The 19,345-nt window shown below is 47.7% G+C and carries 15 protein-coding genes, 1 tRNA gene and 3 pseudogenes; 13 read left to right on the top strand and 6 right to left on the bottom strand.

Features of this window, described 5'->3' with window-relative positions; translation table 11 throughout:
- The first annotated feature begins 30 nt into the window (after nt 1-30).
- Nucleotides 31-885 (top strand): tagatose bisphosphate family class II aldolase, encoded by an 855-nt coding sequence (locus tag O1V65_RS21720; protein WP_017491526.1) that lies wholly within the window; start codon nt 31-33, stop codon nt 883-885.
- Here the strand turns inward: O1V65_RS21720 and cho are convergent.
- On the bottom strand, nt 882-1,724 hold the full coding sequence (gene cho / locus O1V65_RS21715; RefSeq protein ID WP_017491525.1) for an excinuclease Cho: 843 nt from the start codon (nt 1,722-1,724) through the stop codon (nt 882-884). The two genes, O1V65_RS21720 and cho, sit on opposite strands and share 4 nt — an antisense overlap.
- A 245-nt stretch (nt 1,725-1,969) precedes the next feature.
- On the opposite strand from cho, the gene O1V65_RS21710 reads away from it, so the two are divergent.
- The 3 genes from O1V65_RS21710 (at nt 1,970) to O1V65_RS21700 (ending at nt 4,618) form a co-directional block, all read left to right on the top strand.
- Complete coding sequence (locus O1V65_RS21710) at nt 1,970-2,878, top strand: SDR family oxidoreductase (RefSeq protein WP_225741531.1); 909 nt, start codon at nt 1,970-1,972, stop codon at nt 2,876-2,878.
- Between the two features lie 90 nt (nt 2,879-2,968).
- On the top strand, nt 2,969-3,886 hold the full coding sequence (locus O1V65_RS21705; protein ID WP_192504140.1) for an MBL fold metallo-hydrolase: 918 nt from the start codon (nt 2,969-2,971) through the stop codon (nt 3,884-3,886).
- A 339-nt stretch (nt 3,887-4,225) separates the two neighbouring features.
- Complete coding sequence (locus tag O1V65_RS21700; RefSeq protein WP_017491522.1) at nt 4,226-4,618, top strand: helix-turn-helix domain-containing protein; 393 nt, start codon at nt 4,226-4,228, stop codon at nt 4,616-4,618.
- A 503-nt stretch (nt 4,619-5,121) separates the two neighbouring features.
- Here the strand turns inward: O1V65_RS21700 and O1V65_RS21695 are convergent.
- Nucleotides 5,122-6,699 (bottom strand): glycoside hydrolase family 19 protein, encoded by a 1,578-nt coding sequence (locus tag O1V65_RS21695; protein WP_265578409.1) that lies wholly within the window; start codon nt 6,697-6,699, stop codon nt 5,122-5,124.
- A gap of 397 nt (nt 6,700-7,096) precedes the next feature.
- Here O1V65_RS21695 and O1V65_RS21690 point away from each other — a divergent pair, with 397 nt between their 5' ends.
- The gene (locus tag O1V65_RS21690; protein WP_269130022.1) at nt 7,097-7,423 is read left to right on the top strand and encodes a gamma-glutamylcyclotransferase family protein; all 327 of its coding nucleotides are present in this window, start codon (nt 7,097-7,099) and stop codon (nt 7,421-7,423) included.
- A 374-nt stretch (nt 7,424-7,797) separates the two neighbouring features.
- Here O1V65_RS21690 and O1V65_RS21685 read toward each other — a convergent pair.
- Nucleotides 7,798-8,906, bottom strand: a protein-coding gene (locus O1V65_RS21685; protein WP_269130021.1) for an IS3 family transposase whose coding sequence is annotated in 2 segments (ribosomal slippage) — nt 7,798-8,660 and nt 8,660-8,906 — 1,110 coding nt in all. Because the reading frame shifts where the segments join, the coding sequence is not laid out codon by codon here.
- Between the two features lie 72 nt (nt 8,907-8,978).
- Between O1V65_RS21685 and O1V65_RS21680 the strand changes: the two are divergent.
- The 7 genes and pseudogenes from O1V65_RS21680 to O1V65_RS21645 form a co-directional block, all read left to right on the top strand.
- Nucleotides 8,979-10,790: pseudogene (locus O1V65_RS21680) on the top strand (conjugative transfer ATPase); the annotation flags it as partial.
- 12 nt (nt 10,791-10,802) lie between these two features.
- Nucleotides 10,803-11,204, top strand: a complete 402-nt coding sequence (locus tag O1V65_RS21675; RefSeq protein ID WP_269130019.1) for a hypothetical protein — start codon at nt 10,803-10,805, stop codon at nt 11,202-11,204.
- Nucleotides 11,205-11,346: 142 nt separating this feature from the next.
- A complete protein-coding gene (locus tag O1V65_RS21670) occupies nt 11,347-13,089 on the top strand; it encodes a DUF6119 family protein (protein WP_269130018.1) in 1,743 nt (580 codons plus the stop codon).
- A 93-nt stretch (nt 13,090-13,182) separates the two neighbouring features.
- The gene (locus O1V65_RS21665; RefSeq protein ID WP_269130017.1) at nt 13,183-13,488 is read left to right on the top strand and encodes a DUF1525 domain-containing protein; all 306 of its coding nucleotides are present in this window, start codon (nt 13,183-13,185) and stop codon (nt 13,486-13,488) included.
- 79 nt (nt 13,489-13,567) lie between these two features.
- Nucleotides 13,568-14,068 (top strand): annotated as a pseudogene (locus O1V65_RS21655) (TraU family protein); the annotation flags it as partial.
- Nucleotides 14,069-14,146: 78 nt separating this feature from the next.
- A protein-coding gene (locus tag O1V65_RS21650; protein WP_269130015.1) for an IS3 family transposase occupies nt 14,147-15,258 on the top strand; the annotation gives its coding sequence in 2 pieces (ribosomal slippage) (nt 14,147-14,408 and nt 14,408-15,258; 1,113 coding nt in all).
- Complete coding sequence (locus O1V65_RS21645) at nt 15,245-15,832, top strand: hypothetical protein (protein WP_269130014.1); 588 nt, start codon at nt 15,245-15,247, stop codon at nt 15,830-15,832. The genes O1V65_RS21650 and O1V65_RS21645 overlap by 14 nt, the downstream gene beginning before the upstream one ends.
- A 268-nt stretch (nt 15,833-16,100) precedes the next feature.
- Here O1V65_RS21645 and O1V65_RS21640 read toward each other — a convergent pair whose 3' ends face one another.
- Nucleotides 16,101-17,348 (bottom strand): DUF3644 domain-containing protein, encoded by a 1,248-nt coding sequence (locus tag O1V65_RS21640; protein ID WP_269130013.1) that lies wholly within the window; start codon nt 17,346-17,348, stop codon nt 16,101-16,103.
- 273 nt (nt 17,349-17,621) lie between these two features.
- Here O1V65_RS21640 and O1V65_RS21635 point away from each other — a divergent pair.
- Nucleotides 17,622-17,789, top strand: a pseudogene (locus O1V65_RS21635) (bifunctional 4-hydroxy-2-oxoglutarate aldolase/2-dehydro-3-deoxy-phosphogluconate aldolase); the annotation flags it as partial.
- Nucleotides 17,790-18,020: 231 nt separating this feature from the next.
- Here the strand turns inward: O1V65_RS21635 and O1V65_RS21630 are convergent.
- A tRNA-Phe gene (locus O1V65_RS21630) sits at nt 18,021-18,096 on the bottom strand.
- Nucleotides 18,097-18,345: 249 nt separating this feature from the next.
- Nucleotides 18,346-19,230, bottom strand: coding sequence for a LysR family transcriptional regulator (locus tag O1V65_RS21625; protein WP_192504420.1), 885 nt, complete (start codon nt 19,228-19,230; stop codon nt 18,346-18,348).
- Nucleotides 19,231-19,345: the final 115 nt, after the last annotated feature.

Raw genomic sequence — 19,345 nt, 5'->3', positions numbered from 1 at the left:
GGTTTTTTTGCGCCAATTCAGGGAGTTTCCATGTATTTAGTCTCTAACCGCGAGATGTTAAATAAAGCGCAGCGCGAAGGTTACGCGGTGCCTGCTTTCAACGTGCACAATCTGGAAACGGTGCAGGTGGTGGCAGAAACCGCCGCCGAGATGGGCTCGCCGGTGATCATGGCCGGTACGCCCGGCACCTTCAGCTATGCAGGAACGGATTATCTGGTCGAGATCTGCCAGGCCGCCGCCCGACGCTATAACCTGCCGTTGGCTCTGCATCTTGATCACCACGAAGAGATGGGCGATATCGAGGACAAGGTCCGGCAAGGGATCCGATCGGTGATGATCGACGGATCGCACTTGCCGTTTCGCCAGAACATCGAGCTGGTGATGCAGGCGGTAAAACTCTGCCATCGATACGGTGCCAGCGTTGAGGCCGAACTGGGCAGATTGGGGGGGCAGGAGGACGATCTGGTGGTCGATTCAGCCGACAGTTTCTTCACCGATCCTTTGGCCGCGAAGGAGTTTGTCGAGGTGACCGGGATCGACTCGCTTGCGGTGGCGATAGGATCAGCACACGGACTATATCAGGGCGAGCCCCGGCTCGATTTCGACAGGCTGGAGAAGATCCGCCAGCAGGTGGAAATTCCGCTGGTATTGCACGGCGCCTCTGGCATTCCCGAGGCGATGATCGCCCGGGCCATCGCGCTCGGCGTATGCAAAGTGAACGTTGCCACCGAACTAAAAATCGCCTTCGCCGATGCGGTTAAGGGCTATTTCAGTGAAAACCCTGACGCCAACGATCCGCGTAAATATATCACGCCCGGCAAGCAGGCGATGAAAGAGGTGGTGGCCGAAAAGATCCGCATCTGCGGCAGTGCGGGCAGGCTCTAATCCAATAGCGTGATGTTCAGCCCCTGGTGCCTGAACACATGCTGGCAGAGGATCTTATAGCTGTCGCGGTCAAAATGAGGCGTCGCGGTTTGTACGCCTTTGGCCGCCTCAAGCGTGCTGACGGTGCCCAGATAAAACCAGTTGTTCAACACGTGATATTCCGTCTGCTGGCCTGATTTTTCTTCGATAGCGATCCGTCCCGGATAGGGCCAACTGCGAACCTTCATCGCCTCAAGCGCCATTTTGAGGCGCGTCTGGTGCTCCACCCGCGTCTCTTTGCCACAGCACAGGCCGGCGCAGCGCCCCAGAGAAAAACGGAAGCAGGCTCGCTTGGCCGACAGTTTCTCCAGCCCCAGCGCGCCGTAGCAGAGCTTCTGCTCGTCGGCGATATCGCGCAGTTTTTCAATAGCCGCAAACTTGGTTTTAAACAATCCGAAGAGATCTTCCGAGGTCGAAAAGTCGAGCTCGTTGCTGAAAACAATGCCCGTCGTCTGATCATCAACCCGTAGCGAGCAGAGCTTGCGGGTTACGCGCAGTCGTTTATTAAACAGCGGCCGCCGGTCCTTGATCATCTTCGACTCAAGCAGCAGTGCGCCTATTTCCCCAACCGTTTCTACGTACTCGATATTGCAGGTCATGCGCAGTAGTTTCGCCTCATCCACGGCTCTGAAATGCGCCAGCACGCGGCTGCGGATATTAACGCTTTTGCCGATATACAGCGGAAACGTCTGGTCCTGCCCATAGAAAATATAGACCCCACTGCGCGCGGGCAGCGTCTCGAGCGTATGGCGAAGGTGTTCCGGATACTGGTAAAGCAGAGGCGTATTTTCGTTTGGCATAGGGCGCTTTTTAATAAGATAAACAGAGCTGCGAGGCGTTTTTTAGGGCAAAAAATAGACAATGCGGATTCTACTGAATATCTATACAGGGTTCAAGTCTGATTCCGTTCCATGAGTCTCCAGCATCGTGCAAACAGAGTCAGTGTAAATAAGGAAAATAATCAGCAGAACAATCTGAATATTTCAAAAAGGTAATTTTTTACACTAGGCTTTAGGTATGTTTAACCTAATGGAAGGAGCACACAATGAGCAACAAGCAAAATTCCCCCACCTCAAATATTCTGGGCAATGCTGAGTCTTATCCTGTTCCGCCGTTTAAACAGCAGAAACAACCTTTCCCGGGTCTGGTGAGCGAGATGTCTCCGCGCCCTGATCACGGGGAGAAATCCTATCGAGGCAGCGGTAAACTGACAGGTCGCAAAGCACTGATAACCGGCGGTGACTCTGGTATCGGCCGAGCCGTCGCGATTGCCTATGCCCGTGAAGGCGCCGACGTTGCTATCAACTACCTCCCCGCCGAGGAATCAGACGCGAAGGAAGTGATCGCGTTAATCAGGGAAGAAGGCCGCAAGGCGGTGGCGATTCCGGGTGATATCCGCGATGAGGCCTTTTGTCAGAAGTTGGTGAAACAGGCAGCGAGCGAGCTTGGCGGCCTGGATATTCTGGTTAATAACGCCGGTCGTCAGCAGTTCTGCGAGTCCATCAAGGATCTGACTACAGAGGCATTTGACGCGACCTTTAAAACCAACGTTTATGCGATGTTCTGGATAACAAAAGCGGCGCTCGACTACTTGCCGCGTGGTGCCTCAATCATTAACACCACCTCCGTACAAGCCTATAAGCCGAGCGAAATCCTGCTCGACTATGCGCAGACCAAGGCATCTATCGTCGCTTTCACCAAGTCTCTTGCTAAACAGCTTGGCCCAGAGGGTATACGCGTAAACGCCGTCGCACCGGGCCCTTACTGGACTCCGCTACAGGTTTGCGGTGGGCAACCACAGGAAAAAGTTGAAGTGTTTGGCGAAGAAGCGCCTCTTGCGCGCCCCGGTCAGCCGGGCGAAATTGCGCCACTTTACGTTACCTTTGCCTCGGCCGATAACAGCTACTCGTCCGGTCAGGTTTGGTGTTCTGACGGTGGAACCGGTACCGTTTAAGCTTCTTTTCTCTCTCGATATTTTGTTGTTGCATACGCCTGTTTCAGGTTGTATTTCTTAAAGACCGACGGTCTTTACACAAGGTAAGGTATGTCAACGATAGAGCGAGATGAGTCCTGGGCTGCGACCATGCGAGTTTGCATGCCGTGGCCCGGAATAATGGCTTTTTATGATGGCCGTATCGAAAATAAAAGGCTTTATAGTCAGGAAGCTAACTGGCTTGATGACGGTGCCTATTCTCTCGGCACCGCCACTTACGTGATTTATCAAGGCACTGAGGCCGTGGTTTATGACACCCACATGAGCCTTCGGCATGCCGCTTTCATTCGTCACACTCTACAATCCCAGGGTATTACAGATATTCGCGTCGTCATGAGTCATTGGCACACCGATCATGTGGCGGGCAATGGCGCGTTCAGTGACTGTGAAATTATCGCCTGTGACCTTACCCGGGCGTTGCTCAGCGAAAATCGCGAACGCCTGGAGACCGGTAAGCCACCGATTAAGCCGGTGGTGATGCCTACCGCAACTTTTCACAATTGTTTGACTCTGCATGTCGGCACTATCGAGCTTGAGCTGAGGCAACTGGACATTCATAGCGCTGACGGTGTGGTGGTAAAAATCCCTTCTCTGGGCCTGGTTCTGGCCGGTGACACACTTGAAGATACGCTGACCTACGTGACGGAGCCTGATAGGCTCGACACTCATCTCAAAGAACTTGCCCGTTTTAAACAATGGCATTTCCAGTGGCTATTACCTAATCACGGCAGGTATGAAATCATTGAGCTGGGCGGCTATCCGCGTGAGCTTATCGATGCGACGGAAAAATATGTGGCCCAACTTATCAGGCTTAAAACCGACTCCAGCCTTGCCAATCTTTCGCTGAAGGAGTTTGCCGCAGAGTCTCTGGCAACCGGCGCCGTTGCCTGGTTTGAACCCTATGAAGCCGTACACCGGCACAACGTCGAACAAGTTTTGGCGCTCGAGGGCACTTACGTGGACTACTAAGGGGTAAATGCCCCTTTTTCCCTGCCATAACGATCCATCCCCGCTTAATTTTGCCTTTTACATCCGTTATGCGCCCTTTTGATTAATACACCGGACTTATAGAAAAAATGGGTCCATATTAGAACAGCGTTTAAAAGTCCACCGCTCTATATTAAACAATAATCTCCTTTTTATCGAAAAACCTCTTTCGATTGAGTTTTTATAATTTAATCGAGGCGGACGGGTGGCGTGAAAAACGCATGATGATATTTTATGAGTTATTAATAGAGTGCTGTTAGTTTAACCTAAAAATCATGTGTTTGAGATATTTAACGCAAGAGAACTTAGAATTACCTAACTATGATGACTCCCGGTGACCGCATTAAATTGCGACGAAAAGAGATGAAATACACCCAGCGCAAACTTGCATCGGTTGTGAAGGTCTCCCATGTCACAATTTCACAGTGGGAGAGCTGTGACACCACGCCCGGTGGCAGGAACCTGTTTGCTTTGGCTAGCGCACTCAAGTGTACGCCTACCTGGATTTTATATGGCGATACAGAGACTTCTCCCATCCCCATTGAATCCATTGCCCCGCCCCTGGCAGAGCGCGAGCTAGAACTGCTGCGGCTTTTCGCTTACCTGCCCGAGTCTGAGAAAGAACGGCACATGGCCGAACTGCAAAGTAAGGTCGACGAGTTCAATAAGCTTTTTGCCGAGCTTTTACACGCAAGAAACGAGCTCAACATATAAATATTCGCGCTAATTATTGGCCTGGATTATTATTTCATCGATTGTTAGGCCAACCTAACAAGGTTGATTGATTTACATTCAACAGTTAAATTTAGCTAACAATAAATATAAACCTTAAAAAACTTTATCGAAAATTTAATCATTTATTTACAAGATTAAATCATGAGCTCATGAAAGTTAAGGCAAAGCGCGACGCATTTAATTTTTATGCATCCCCTCTGTCAGTTAGAAACTTATCTCTTCAGATAGCCTGTTTAATAAATAATAAATGCTTAGTGTGCGGTAAACACAGCGTATTTTACCGTCACTGCCGAAAGAATGATGGAGACTGTCGCTCCTTGTAAAGCGCATAAATCCGCAGGGTGCGCTGGAATCGAGGTTGAGTGCGGCGGTGTGACTTATATCTGGACGCGGCGACAGGGCCGGGAGTGTCTGAGCGATTCGCCCCTTCTTATTAACTGAAGGGGCGATATGTTAAACAAACATCAACGGAGACGCGCTAGTTAGTTCTTGATAACGACGTCAGGGAAACTCGCTTTAACGCAGCGAGTGTAATCCCCTTTGGTCAGCGCGCTAAAATCGTTTTCCTGCCAGTTAACAAGTTTACATGCATAGGACTTGCCACCTTTATTTTCAGCAACATAACTATCATCCTTCACCCAGAACAACGGCATGGCCGCTGAGCTGGCCTCGCTAAATTGTTTCATGCCTTTACAACCCAGCACTTCACTGTCAGGTACGGGTACCCCAAATTGCTTGGCAAATTCTTTGTAATACTGGATACGGTTTTGAGACTGTTGAACTTCCACGCTGCCGCCACATTCCACGCCACCGTTAATGATTTGGGTGGTGACACCAAAACCAGGAACCAGCCCATTAGCCTTGTCTGCCGCATTAGGCTGCCAGCTGCCATCCATCACTGCTTGCATGCTCGGTTTAGGGGGCTGTGGTTGAACATAGAAAAATATTGCACTGGCCAGGTTGAGCCAGGTGTCGGCTACGCGATGGGGTTCTTTTAGTAAAACGTTCACATCGCCAAACATGGCTTGTGAAAAGGCACCATAGTTGAAGTTATAGCTCAGTTGTTTCGCCCCGCGGCCAAAATAGCTCAGCGCATTACCTTGTTTGTCTTTTGCACAAGGCCAAGCTTTTCCCTGCCAGGTGGTAGGATCACAGGTAGCACCCGTGTATTTATCATAGGACGTTTCATTCAGGCCCATTTCCCGGACCCAATGCAATCCTTGTTGCCACTGCGCTACATCACTTTGGTTGGCATGTTCCCCGGTTTCCTGAACAAAGTGAGCAAACATGGTCGCCAGTGTCTTTTTACAAATCCCATCGGCGTCCTGCCCATTTTCGCTATCAGCACAAAGAACGGGGAATTTCCCGACTGCCTTCAAGAAGTTTTCATAGGTGTAAGCAGGGTCGCGGTGTGGGAAGAAGGTATTCCATTTCTCTGCCGTCACCAACTCTTCAACGCGTTTCACGTTGGAAGGATTGTTCGCCGCACCGGGTTTAATTTGCTCAACCTTTTCGTTGCTCAGGGTGCGGATGGCTTTTTTCACTGCAACCAGTTGCGAGGTGTTTGTCAAAGCATCTTCACGCTCATTCAGCGCTTTCTGGGTGAGTTCCATACCCGGTTCAGGCGCGAGTCCGTGCAGACTCCACGCTGATTCCCATGCCCAGCCATCGCCTGGTGCATAGGCCGAAGGTTCCCCACTACACCAGTTAGCAACCTGACATTGATAATCTTTGCCTTTATTGCTGACAATCTCGCCCATTTTGTAATGTTTGCCTGACTGGTATTGCGGATAGTCAGAAGGTCCAGGCGTAGGGTCTGTATCCGGGTCTGTATCCGGGTCTGGGCCTGGCGTGGGGTCAGTATCCGGGTCAGTTGAAGTGCCGATTTTTTTCCATACGTTTTCCCAGATATGGGCTACCGAGGCATTCGGTTTTTCACCTGGGTTGGCATACCATTGAGATTGATAATCACCCCCCTGATGGGTGACTTTTTCTCCGCCAGGATAGGCTTTTTTAATATCATATTTATCATAGGCATGTAGTTGGAATGACAACAACATGCTGGCGGTAAGGAGGGATAATGCCATCCCCTGGAGTTTGTGTGTTTTTTTCACTTAAGTGCACCCTTTTAAAAACGTAACAATGTGATTTTGTTCGTGGTGTAACAGAGGGCGCAAATGTAAACATTATTAACATGTTGAAATATTGTTTGATATCAAATTAGTTTTTTAGCTAGAGAGTTCTTACCTTTAAATAGAAATTTCTTGGCAGAACCCATGGGCGTGATGGAGGAGTGGCCAGTTAAATGTCATGCTCAAGTACGGCTTTATTAAAATCGGCCATCATCGGAGTCGGTTCACGACCATTAGCAGACGCTGATGAATTTTCCTTGCCTCTGCTCTGGATGAAAAAGTAGATAATGAGATATCCTAATTATTGTTTTAACCAGGAGAATGTATGGAAAGTCTGTTTGTTTACGGAACGCTGGGACCAGGCCGTCCTAACGCTCATATTCTCGAAAAGATAGGTGGTACATGGCGCGAAGGGCATGTCGCAGGCTCTCTTATCAATGAGGGTTGGGGAGCCGAAATGGGTTATCCCGGTATTATTTTGGATAACTCAGGCAATAGCGTACAAGGATTCCTTTTTACGTCAGAGAATTTACAACGTCACTGGCAAGTACTTGACGAATTTGAAGGTAGTCAATATGAGAGTGTGCCCGTCAATGTTACTTCCGATAACGGGGAAATCGTCAGTTCCTGCATATACATGTTAAAAATATAATTGCCTTAAGCCTGCTAATCTGGCCTGCCCTCCGTTAATTAGTACACCCCGATTAGTAATGTCTTCTTTTTGACCCGCTCCAGCGCATCTGAGAGGGCAAAACGGCTCGTATACAACTTACCTTTACCAATGCCCACCCTGTCAATCTTCACAGTTTTCCAGTCCAGAAAACTATCATCCTAAGCGGGAATAGGTTTGGTGAAATATCGGATCAAAACACTTTTAACTCAAAAAAGCTGCCATATGGATAGCGTTTAAAATCTGGATAAGCTTAGTAACAGGATAAGTCGTGAAGGTGGCGAGGCTTAAATCTAACGTTTTACGAGTAATGACTGTGAAGATGACGGACCTGCCCCCGGGATTAGATACAACCGTCAGTTAGTAATGTCGGAACCTTCACTCTCAGAATTACCCTTTCTCCAGCTCGCTGCAAATTCAGACGGCGTCTGATAATTCAGCGTGGAGTGCGGGCGACATTCGTTATAATCCTGACGCCATTCGCTGATGGTTTTCCTGGCATGATTGACGTCGCTGAACCAGTGTTCATTCAGGCATTCATCGCGAAAGCGTCCGTTAAAACTCTCAATAAATCCGTTCTGTGTCGGCTTGCCGGGCTGGATAAGTTGCAGCTCCACTCCATGCTCAAAGGCCCACTGATCGAGCGCGCGGCAGGTAAACTCCGGGCCCTGATCGGTTCTTATCGTAGCCGGATAGCCGCGAAACAGCGCAATGCTGTCCAGAATACGCGTGACCTGCACGCCTGAAATCCCGAAGGCAACAGTGACCGTCAGGCATTCCTTTGTGAAGTCATCGACGCAGGTAAGGCACTTGATCCTGCGACCGGTAGCCAGCGCATCCATGACGAAATCCATCGACCAGGTCAGATTGGGGGCCGCCGGGCGGAGCAGCGGCAGACGTTCTGTTACAAGCCCTTTACGACGACGTCTGCGTTTAACGCCCAGCCCGTTCAGATGATAAAGGCGGTACACGCGCTTGTGATTAACCAGAAGCCCTTCACGGCGCAGTAACTGCCATATGCGGCGGTAGCCAAAACGCCTGCGCTCCAGTGCCAGTTCAGTAATGCGCCCTGATAAATTGGCATCAGCCGCCGGACGCTGAGCGTCATAGCGGCAGGTCGACAGGGGCAAACCTGTAAGTCTGCAGGCACGTCGTTGCGACAGACCGGTCGCATCACATATCAACACCACGGCTTCGCGCTTCTGGTCTGTCGTCAGTACTTTCGCCCCAGAGCCACCTGAAGCGCCTCCTTATCCAGCATGGCCTCGGCGAGCAGCTTCTTAAGGCGGGCGTTCTCCTCTTCAAGCGACTTCAGGCGCTTAACCTCAGGCACCTCCATACCGCCATACTTTTTACACCAGGTGTAAAAGGTGGCGTCGGAAATGGCGTGCTTACGGGCAGAAACTCCGGCTTCGGCCTCGCGGAGAATACTGATGATCTGTTCGTCGGAAAAACGCTTCTTCATGGGGATGTCCTCATGTGGCTTATGAAGACATTACTAACATCGCGGTGTGTTAATCAACGGGGAGCAGGTCAGCTGATGGATTTGTTGTCCGAAGGCACAGTGGTTTCACTGACCATCGTGTCCCAGCCACAGGACGTGCTGGAAAACGACTTCATCAAGCTGGCCAAAAACGCCGTAGGTGAGAAGACAGAATCCGGGCGTGTGCGCGAGGATGTGCGCGAAGTGAAAGAGTATCTTGGCCGCCGCTATAAGCTTTATCGCGGCGCTCTGACTTTCTTACTACGCGGCAATGATTTGGCTGACCTTAATCGACGCCAGCAAAACATGTCAGCCACGCTTCTGACTGCCGGCCTGCAACCTGTGCGGCCTGAGTTCAACGTTTCCCCACTAAATACCTGGCTGCGCGCACTACCGATGTGCTTTAACCCGCAGAAAGATCGCCGCCACTGGTATACGCGCCTGACGTGGGTGCAGCATCTGGCGGGATTACTACCGGTGACTGGCCGCGCGACCGGCAGCGGTCATCCCGGCTTCAGCTTCTTCAATCGCGGCGGTGAACCGCTGACCTTCGACCCGATGAATAAGCAGGACCGCACGCAGAACGCGCATATGCTGCTGCTCGGGCCAACCGGCGCGGGTAAGTCGGCCACGCTATGTGCGACGCTTTCCCAGTTGATGGCCATTCATCGCCCACGTCTGTTTATTGCCGAAGCCGGTAACTCCTTTGGCCTATACGCTGACTATTGCGAAAGCCTTGGCCTGACGGTGAATAAAATCAGTATTCGTCCCGGCTGCGGCGTCAGTCTGGCGCTGTTCGCCGATGCGCATCAGTTGCTCGACCTCAAACCGGAGCAGTTGCAACTTAACGAAGCCGACATCCCGGATGCCGATGAAGATGATGGTGATGAACAGCGCGACATCCTCGGCGAGATGGAAATCGCCGCGCGCATGATGATCACCGGCGGCGAAAAGCGCGAAGAGGAACGGTTAACGCGCTCTGACCGTGGCCTGATCCGTGAAGCCATTATGATGGCGGCGCAGACTAGCTACGACGAGTCGCGCCAGATGATTGCTGAAGATCTGCAAACCGCGCTGTTTGCTATCGCACGCGATAACAGCGTGGACAGCAGCGGCCAGCCTTTGCTGACCGAACGCCGTCGCGCGCGTGCCGATGAAATGGCCGGTGCGATGTCGATGTTTACCAGCGGCTTTGAAGGCGAGCTGTTCAACCGTCCCGGCACGCCATGGCCAGAAGCCGATGTCACGCTTATCGATTTAGGTACGCTAGCGCGTGAGGACTATGGTGCGCAGATGGCGCTGGCGATGGTTTCACTGGTGAACACCATCAACAACATTGCCGAGCGCGATCAGTATCTCGACCGCGAAATCGTCTTTGCCATCGATGAAGCGCACATCACCACCACCAATCCGCTGCTGTCTCCGTACATGACAAAAGTGGTCAAGATGTGGCGTAAGCTCGGTGCCTGGCTGTGGATGGCGACGCAGCATCTGGCGGATTACCCGGATATCGCCGAGAAGATGCTGAATATGGCCGAATGGTGGCTGTGCCTGACGATGCCGCCTGATGAAGTGGAGCAAATCGCGCGCTTTAAGAAGCTGAGCGATGAGCAAAAATCGGTACTGCTTTCAGCTAGTAAGCTGCCGCGTTGTTACACCGAAGGTGTGGTGCTGTCGAAGAAAACTGAAGCACTGTTTCGGGCCGTGCCACCCAGCCTTTACCTCGCTCTCGGTATGACCGAGAAAGAGGAGAAAGCCGAACGCCGCAAGCTGATGAAACAACACAACTGTAGCGAGCTGGAAGCTGCAGTGATGGTTGCGTGCCAGCTTGATGCGGCGCGTGGCCTCAAGTCTGAAACTGCATAATCAGGGAACCGTATGTTAAAACTAAAATATCCCGTACCCCGCATCACCACGACGATTTCCCGCCAGGCTGCGCGCACGCTTTTTACTTTAATGCCGCAGGGTGAACCTGAAATCCTGAGCAGCGATCTGGCTTTACTGGACAGGCTTTGCGATGAAATCCGTACGCGCGTAAATCCGCCCGTGCAGATCACTAGCCATCCGCAACGTGTTGGCAGTCATTCATGCCTCGCGCTGCACTTCAAAGGCAAGCTGTGTAGCTCGATTGACCTGCTGATTACAGTGAATAGTCACCTGAGTTGGCCAACTGAAGATGACTACCATCATCCACGTTGGTACATGACGGTGGTGGATGCAGCGGATCTTATGTATTTGACTTTATACATTGAGCGAATAATGACTTCTGCAGGAGATTAATCTATTAAATTCAATTTGTTACAGTTAAGTCGAATGCGGATTTTTAATTCAGCGCTATCAGAAATTAAGATTTATCTTAACTATGGGTTGTTTTATGAGCTAGGATGGATTGCTAAAAAATCAAATCTGCAGAGACTAGCTCATGGAAAAATCAGAAATTGAAAATGATGACAAATTAAAAAGCCAAACATTAACCCTACGACTTCTGAAAGAAAACATTCCGATCAAGAATGCTCTGACCGTTGATCATGGTTATCTCCCTCAAGAAACAGCGAGAGGTGAACTTTATATTGATCAGTCAGAATCGGTTCCTCCTGTTTGGGGAAAGTTTTTAGGGGAGCTTTCCCAACGAGATCTGTCTGAATTATCTAATCAGCATTGTTCTGCGGTTTTATTTATAGATGTTCCTTCAACAAATGGAAAAGATGCGTCAAGAACAATGGCTTTAACTTTTGGTTATGGTCATCATGCTCTCGAAAATTCTGCATTTGAGAGAAATTTTGGTCTTAAAGTAACTTTGAGTGCAGTAACCAGAACTGAACTAATCAGCCTTGATACCGCTACTCTAGATTCAACTGTATTTCAGAAAAGAATACAGGCTAGCAAAAAAGCCAACTTTTCTGGTTTTGGTATGAATATCGAAAGAGATTTATTAAGACTGGCTGGAGGAATACCATCCGACACATCTTTTGCTTCTGCACTGGCCGGTAAAGATGCACTCACTTTAACAGCGAGAACTTCACCCAATGACTTTTTGAATAAGTGCTCTAAAGCATTAGAGCTCTTTTATAGCAATAAATATAAAAATGAATTTAGCTTCATAGACCACATTACACCTGTGCACGACTCAGATCAAAAAGATTACCTTGACTCGATAATTTTCCAGGAGATTTCAAGTCTAGTTGCAGGAAGAACTTCAGACTTACATATGGTAATACCAGAAGTCACAAACCCTGAATTATCAAATGAGGTGAGCTACTATGGGGCAGGCTTCAGTAAAGGAATAAAGCATAGTTTTCCTGGAGTAGACATAAATGACTATATTTCGGAGTTGTTAAAAGGGGATTACCTCTCAATACAAACTTTTGAGGCTATAAAAAACAATCAGTATATATTCGATATTATAAATGGAGAGAAAAGTAAGAAAAGCAAAAGAAAAGTATATGACTGTTTAGTGTTTGAAGTTGAGATCAAAACATCACAAGAAACATCAAATGATGGGAATCATCCTGCAGATAACATCTTGTCAAATATACCAACTGGTTTTCCTCAGGGGGTATATGTCTTGTTCTCAGGAAATTGGTATTTAGTCGATAAAGAGTTTCATTCCAGAGTTGAATCTTCGTACTTAAAATACTTAGCCAAAGTATCTTTCCTTCCTAGCACAAAGAAGAAGAATGAGAGAGAACTAATTTTGGAACTAGATAAACTTCCTCATCTCCTTAACTTGGATCAGGCAAAGATAAATCCTACTGGTGTTAGTAATGCAAACATTGAACCTTGTGATTTTTTATCAACAAAAAGTCAATTCATACATCTTAAAGATGGTGAATCTTCGGGTCCAATTAGCCATTTATGGAACCAAGGCGTCGTTTCAGCTGAAGCATATCTTAATGATTTAAAATTCAGGAAGGATTTAAACCAAGAAATTAAAAAAAGACAAAAAAAATATAAAAAGACAGGCTTCGATGGCCTACTGCCAAGAGCAAACGGAGCGTTAGATGTAAGTAAGATAACAGTGATTTTTGGTATAATGAGAGCGCCTTATGTCAAGACCAGCCGAGCAGGGTTACCCTTTTTTAGCAAAGTCAGCTTTAGACCTGTTGCTCAAGCCATTGAAAGCATGGGATATAAAGTCGAGCTCCACCTCATCGAGAAGTCCTAGTTTATTCTCATCATGAGAAAATCGTTTATCTGATGAGAGATAGTTAAAAACACTTCACTGTTTAGTTTCAACATGACAGTGGGGTGTTTAATAATGAAACTAACCTACTTCATTCTAGCTATTAATTTGACTCACGGCGCAATTGCAAAAACCGTGTTATATACAACAACTGACTTACCACCTAATAGTGCCAAAGATGATTTTGAAGTCGTATACCTTGATTCACCCGACAGAATATCCAATCTTTTAGTTATAGATGAAAATTCATTAAGCACTAGCGAAAATATTTTAAGAAATAAATCCCGTGAATTTTCCATTATCCATCAGCGAAAAATAGTTAACGCATGGAACTCTGTTATTACTGCCTGGGAATTAGGAGTCAAAAAATACCTGCCGTAGTATTCGATGACGTTTATGTAGTGTACGGCACAACCGATGTGGATCTGGAGAAAAAAATCCGGGCGCAAGGTGGCCATCCATGACGCGCGCGAAGCTGGCAACTACCGCGCTGCTGTTAGCCGCGCTGCAACCGGCAGCCGAATCGGCGATCACCAGCGCGCAGATCATTGCGAGCGCGGTGTCACCATCCTGCATCAGCTGGCGCGTCAGCGGCATCTGTTACTGGTTGTTCTGCACGCCGTGGGGCTGCAAGGTACGCACATCGGTAAAGGTAACTCACTTTATTCCGGAAGCCGTGGTGTCGGCGTATGCACAACCGGGCGCGAATCCCTGGAACGAAATGGCGTTCGTCAGCCAGACAGCGGGCGGGCTCGAAAACGGCATGTATGGAGTGCCAGCCGGTGGCGGTAATGAAGAACTTAAAGCGCCGGGTAAACGTAAAACCAATCTGCACTTCAAATACGCCGACGCGATTGGCCATCCGGCAACATCGCTGATTGGCGGCAGCATTTCAGGCTATTCCTGCGAGAGTGCGGCAACGCCGTTGAATCCTTACTTCCTCAGCACGCTCGATACGCTTGTAAGTATCCCGCTAAACCGGCCCATTCACTTTTAGAGATCTTACGACATACTGATTATGTCACCTGAGGAGATCGCTATGCGTAAGATCCGATTCACCGAGCACCAGATCATCGCCGTTCTGAAGTCTGTCGAAGCCGGGCGCACCGTCAAAGATGTCTGCCGCGAGGCCGCTATTTCAGAAGCCAGTTATTACAACTGGAAGGCGAAATATGGCGGGATGGAAGCCGCTGATATTAAAAAGATCAAAGATCTTGAGGATGAGAATCGTCGTCTGAAGCAGATGTTTGCCGATCTGAGTCTGGAATGCCGGGCACTGAAAGACGTTATTGAAAAAAAGCTTTAAAACCAGCGGTAAAGCGTGAGCTCGTCAGCTATCTGACCGCGCAGTTTTCGATGAGCATACGTCACGCATGCAGGACGTTATCGCTGAGCAGGACGATGTTTAGTTATCAATCGGATACGCGACGTGATGAAGCGGTGATTCAGAGCCTGACTGAGGCAGCTGAACGCTATCCTCGCTACGGATTTAAGAAGCTTTTTCAGGTGCTTCGCAGGCAGGGGTACGCCTGGAATCACAAGCGGGTACACCGGATTTACTGTCTGTTAAAACTGAATTTTCGTCGTAAAGGTAAACAACGCCTGCCGGTGCGCAATCCGGCTCCGCTGGCAACGCCGGAAGCGCTCAATCAGAGGTGGTCCATCGATTTTATGCACGACGCGCTGACATGTGGCCGACGTTTTCGGACTTTCAATGTCGTCGATGATTTTAACCGTGAAGCTCTGGCTATCGAAATTGACCTGAATATCCCGGCTCAGCGTGTCGTGCGGGTGTTGGACAGGATAGTGGCAAACCGTGGACATCCGCTGAAAATGCGGATGGATAACGGGCCGGAACTAATATCACTGGCTCTGGCACAAAGGGCTGAGGACCATGGTGTAATGCTGGAATTTATCAAGCCAGGTAAACCGACGCAAAACGCATTTATCGAACGGTTTAACCGAACGTACCGGACCGAAATATTGGATTTTTATCTGTTCAGAACACTGAATGAAGCACGGGAAATAACGGAACGCTGGCTTAATGAATACAACAGTGAGCGGCCTCATGAATCCCTGAATAACCTGACGCCGGAAGAATACCGGCTGATGGCTGAGAAGACGGAAAACTCAAAAAGTGTGTGGAACTAAAGTTGGGATACTTACAGGAGTATTGCAGGCAGCACATGCTTGCGAAATATTCCTTAAAGCTAGCCTCGCTCAAGAACATCCTCTTCTTATTTTTGAATCACTACCAAAGTCAACAGCTGATTGCGTAAACAAAACGACAGGTTTACTTGATTTTGAAAGTTTATTAGAAAAAGGACAGACAATTAATTATTCTGAGTTACCTGAAAAGGTTTGGGCCGCGACAGGAAAGAAGATAAATAATATCCAGTTATATAATGACTTTGGTAAAATGAGGAACTCTATTCAACACTTTGCTGCTCCAAACAAAGATGTGTCGTTACTAACCTCACAGTTTATCTATGAAGTTATTGACCCATTTATCAACTCAGAATGGGATATGTGTGCAATGAGCTATTGTGATGACTCTGAGCAGTATGAATATCTAATCCCTATACTTGCTGAGAGAAATGTTTACTTTACAGTATCAAAAAAAATGTATGGGGGCCTGAGTGAACTCAAAAGACTTGTTGAGGAAGGAACCCCTGCATATAAAAAAGAAATGATATTAAGAGGTCGCAATGTCGGGCTGGTGTAAATATGCAGCATACGCGAAAAGAAAAAGTGGAAGTGTTCTCCTATAACGTTTCCATTTGCATAGAATTCCAATGTCATTTCTAATGTTCATTGATAGACACGAATATCAGCGATCATTTAATCTATTGAATATTATAGTGCGGTTAAATTTTTTTCTCTGAAAACTTCTATAAGGATATTTATTGATGGTAAACGAAATGTAAAATCATCATGGTTAAGGCCTAATTACAAAAGCTCTTAACCATGAGTGATTGAACACTTTCGTTGGGCTAGGAAGTGATAACCTTTTTCAGTTCATCCTTATCCTTGTAGACACTTAGAATAAAACGCACCCATTCTTGGCAATACAGATAACCGTCAAACCCCTCAACAAAACCGCAGTATTTTCCTTTGAATTTTTTGTCATTTTCGATTGGTCTGGCCTCATAGTGTTTCCAGAATTTCGTATGAGTCGTGATATTGAAGCTTTTCTCTTTGCTTTGGACTAATGCGACAACTTTAGTAGGCTTTAATTTAAACTGATTTTCGACATTCTTTATGAAGGCTATTCCAGACTCATACTTTTCTATCTCATCTTGATCGAGATTGCTGACATTAATGAACTCAATTGCTAAATCTGATTGTTTGGCATTTTTTCCAACTAACGGCACCAATAACGCTCTTAACCTATACTGCTGACTTTCTACTATATTATCCGAAAGCTCGTTTTTATAATCATCAATGAACTTTTTTACTGCATTGAAATTTTGCATTTGAAACTGTTTGACGGCATCAATTTGTGCTTGTTGAGTTGCTCTGGTCAATTGCATAGCAAGCGCCAAATTAATCATCAGGGCACTATCTTCCCCAAACTCTTTAATTATAATGTTCTCAAAATTATTGATGGCTGCTTGGCACTCACCAAAAGTCAGTAAATCAATTGCAGGAAGACCTCGATGCTCGATTATATTCCTTAATCCGATGAGGAAGAATAAGTTAGCTTTTTCAGCAGATTCAATGCCCGGCCAGTATTCTTGGCAACACGTTTTTAGCTCCCAAGCCTTTTCTTGTCCATCCACCAATTTTGGCGTTCCATCAGCTTCAAGATAATTATACGGCGTGCCATTCTTGGCAAAAACAGCATGAAAAAGCGAAGTATATGCAATAATAATATTTACTATAAAACCAAATGTCTTGAATTCAGTAAAAGGGTTGTTGTAAGTTGCAACTGCAAGCAGTGCAAACTCCCTTGCTTTTTTTAAATTTATGCTTCGCTCTGACTGAGGCATAGAGTCAACATATTTTTGAGTATTTATGTGTCGAAAATCTTCTTTGCTAATATATTTTATTCCGAGAGTGGTGTAATGCTTACCATCCCTCGATATAAACTTATTCCACGTCTTAGTAGGATATGTTTTGCAGGTTTGAACTTTCCATCCAGTCGCCGCTGCTAATTCATCAATCGTAAATGACTCTTGGTTCCGCTCTCTCGACACTAAGAAATCATATGCTAGGTCAACTTTATCAAAATTACTCACTCTGAAGGTCCCTCATCTAAAAGCATCTTTGCTAGAGTAGAAAACTGCCGCGCTGATGGGCGGGTATTTTGTTGATTTAAAGTAATTGAAATCACAATACAGCTACAAAATATCTCTTTCAAACATATGGTTAGCTTACTTGTATTATGTCATCTCCCTGAGTGCGCTTCTGTACGGAGCATGAGCATACATCGGAAATTTTGGTGCGTGGCCTAATATTCCATCGGCATGGCTAAAATTGCAGTTGCTTAACTTGTGGCAGATGACCTGAGCCACGCCATACCGATGGCATAAGCATTGGTTGCAGGCGGTGTTAGGGGGCTTGACGTCACTCTGCGGACCCTGGTGCCTTTGGATACCATCCGAGCGATTGCAAATAAAGTTTCTGAAGCGATCGTTGGTGCAGGAACAGTCCTGAACGCGCAGCAGATTGAAGACGTTATGCTGGGAAGGGGTAGCTAAACTTGAGGTGTGGTTGACAGATGCGACAATGATTGCAATTATTTACGCCAACGAGAAAAGGGAATCAGCGGTCACTGATACCCGTTCTTGAAGATTTTTATGTTCAATCTTGGATGATGCATCTGCAAATGCAGTCACCGTTGCTTTGAACACCATCTTCGTTTAGACACCCGTCAGAGATCTCACTTCTAACCAGTGTGCTTCGATGTATGGTGCCCGGACTCGGAATCGAACCAAGGACACGGGGATTTTCAATCCCCTGCTCTACCGACTGAGCTATCCGGGCAACGCGGCGCATTAAACCGTAATGGCCGCTCGGCGTCAACGGCTTTTTAACGGATTGTCAGGATAACACGCCTGAACGTTGCTTTTTAGAGCAAAAAACATTGAAACGGTTGTTTTGCATTCATAAACTCATTAAAGACGGGATATTTTCAATGAGTTAATCAATATCGCCTCACCCTGCTCAGGGCATGCCAGGTGATCAGGCATGTCGGATTCGATGCTTTTACCTGCCGCCTAATAAACAATCTGGTTAGCTTAAATGCTGCTTCAGATAATGGATAAACGCGCTAATCCGAGCTGGAAGGTGTTTCCTGTAAGTATAAACGGCATAAATATCGGCAGCCGGTGCCTGATAGTCGGTCAGTAATGGAATAAGATCCCCCTGCTCCAGGTCTTTCTTTATATCCCACCGCGAGCGCAAAATAATACCCTGTCCATCCCTGGCGTAGTGTACGACTGTCTCACCGTCGTTGCTGGACAAATCCCCGTTCACCTTCTGCACATACTCCTTGCCGTCTTTAGTAAAACGCCACAGCGAATAATCGCTTTCGTACTGTCGCAGAACGATGCAGTTGTGGTGCGCCAGGCAGGTAACGGTATTCGGTGCCCCATACTTCTCCAGATAAGCAGGCGCCGCGCACACCACGCGAGAGTTGCTCATTAATTTAATCGCGACCAGCCGTGAGTCGGGCGGTTCACCGACGCGCAGGTCGATATCGACGCTGTTATCAAGAAAATTGAGCGGCTGGCTGGTGAGCTGTAAATCGATATCCAGATTGGGGTGAAGCCGATGAAAAGAAGAGATGAGCGGCGCAATGAAACGGCGGCCAAACCCAAACGAGGCATTGAGATTCAAACGGCCGGTTAACAGCGCCTGGCTGTTGGAAACTGCGCTCTCAAGCTCGGCAATCTGCGTGATGATCGGCCGAGCGCCCTCAACGTAACGCTCTCCCTCTAGCGTAAGAGCCAGACGTCGTGTCGTGCGCAGCACCAGCTGCACACCCAGCCGTTGTTCAAGGAGCGTTAAACGTTTACTGACCGCAGGCAGGGTCAATCCCATTTCACGTGCGACCGCCGTCAGACTGCCGAGGCGCGCCAACAGGGTGAAAAACCGCAGATCGTCGGTAGAGGACATCATTATTCACTTTAAGTTAAGAATGCCTTAAATATTTAGCAAATTGTTGAGCACCAGTGAAGCATTTACACTCAATCAGTCCGATAAAACATCTCCAGCAACCTATCTCAATAAA

It is taken from the genome of Rouxiella badensis, from assembly GCF_026967515.2.
Taxonomy (GTDB): Bacteria; Pseudomonadota; Gammaproteobacteria; order Enterobacterales; family Enterobacteriaceae; genus Rouxiella; species Rouxiella badensis.
This window is presented reverse-complemented; position numbering and strand designations above follow the sequence as displayed.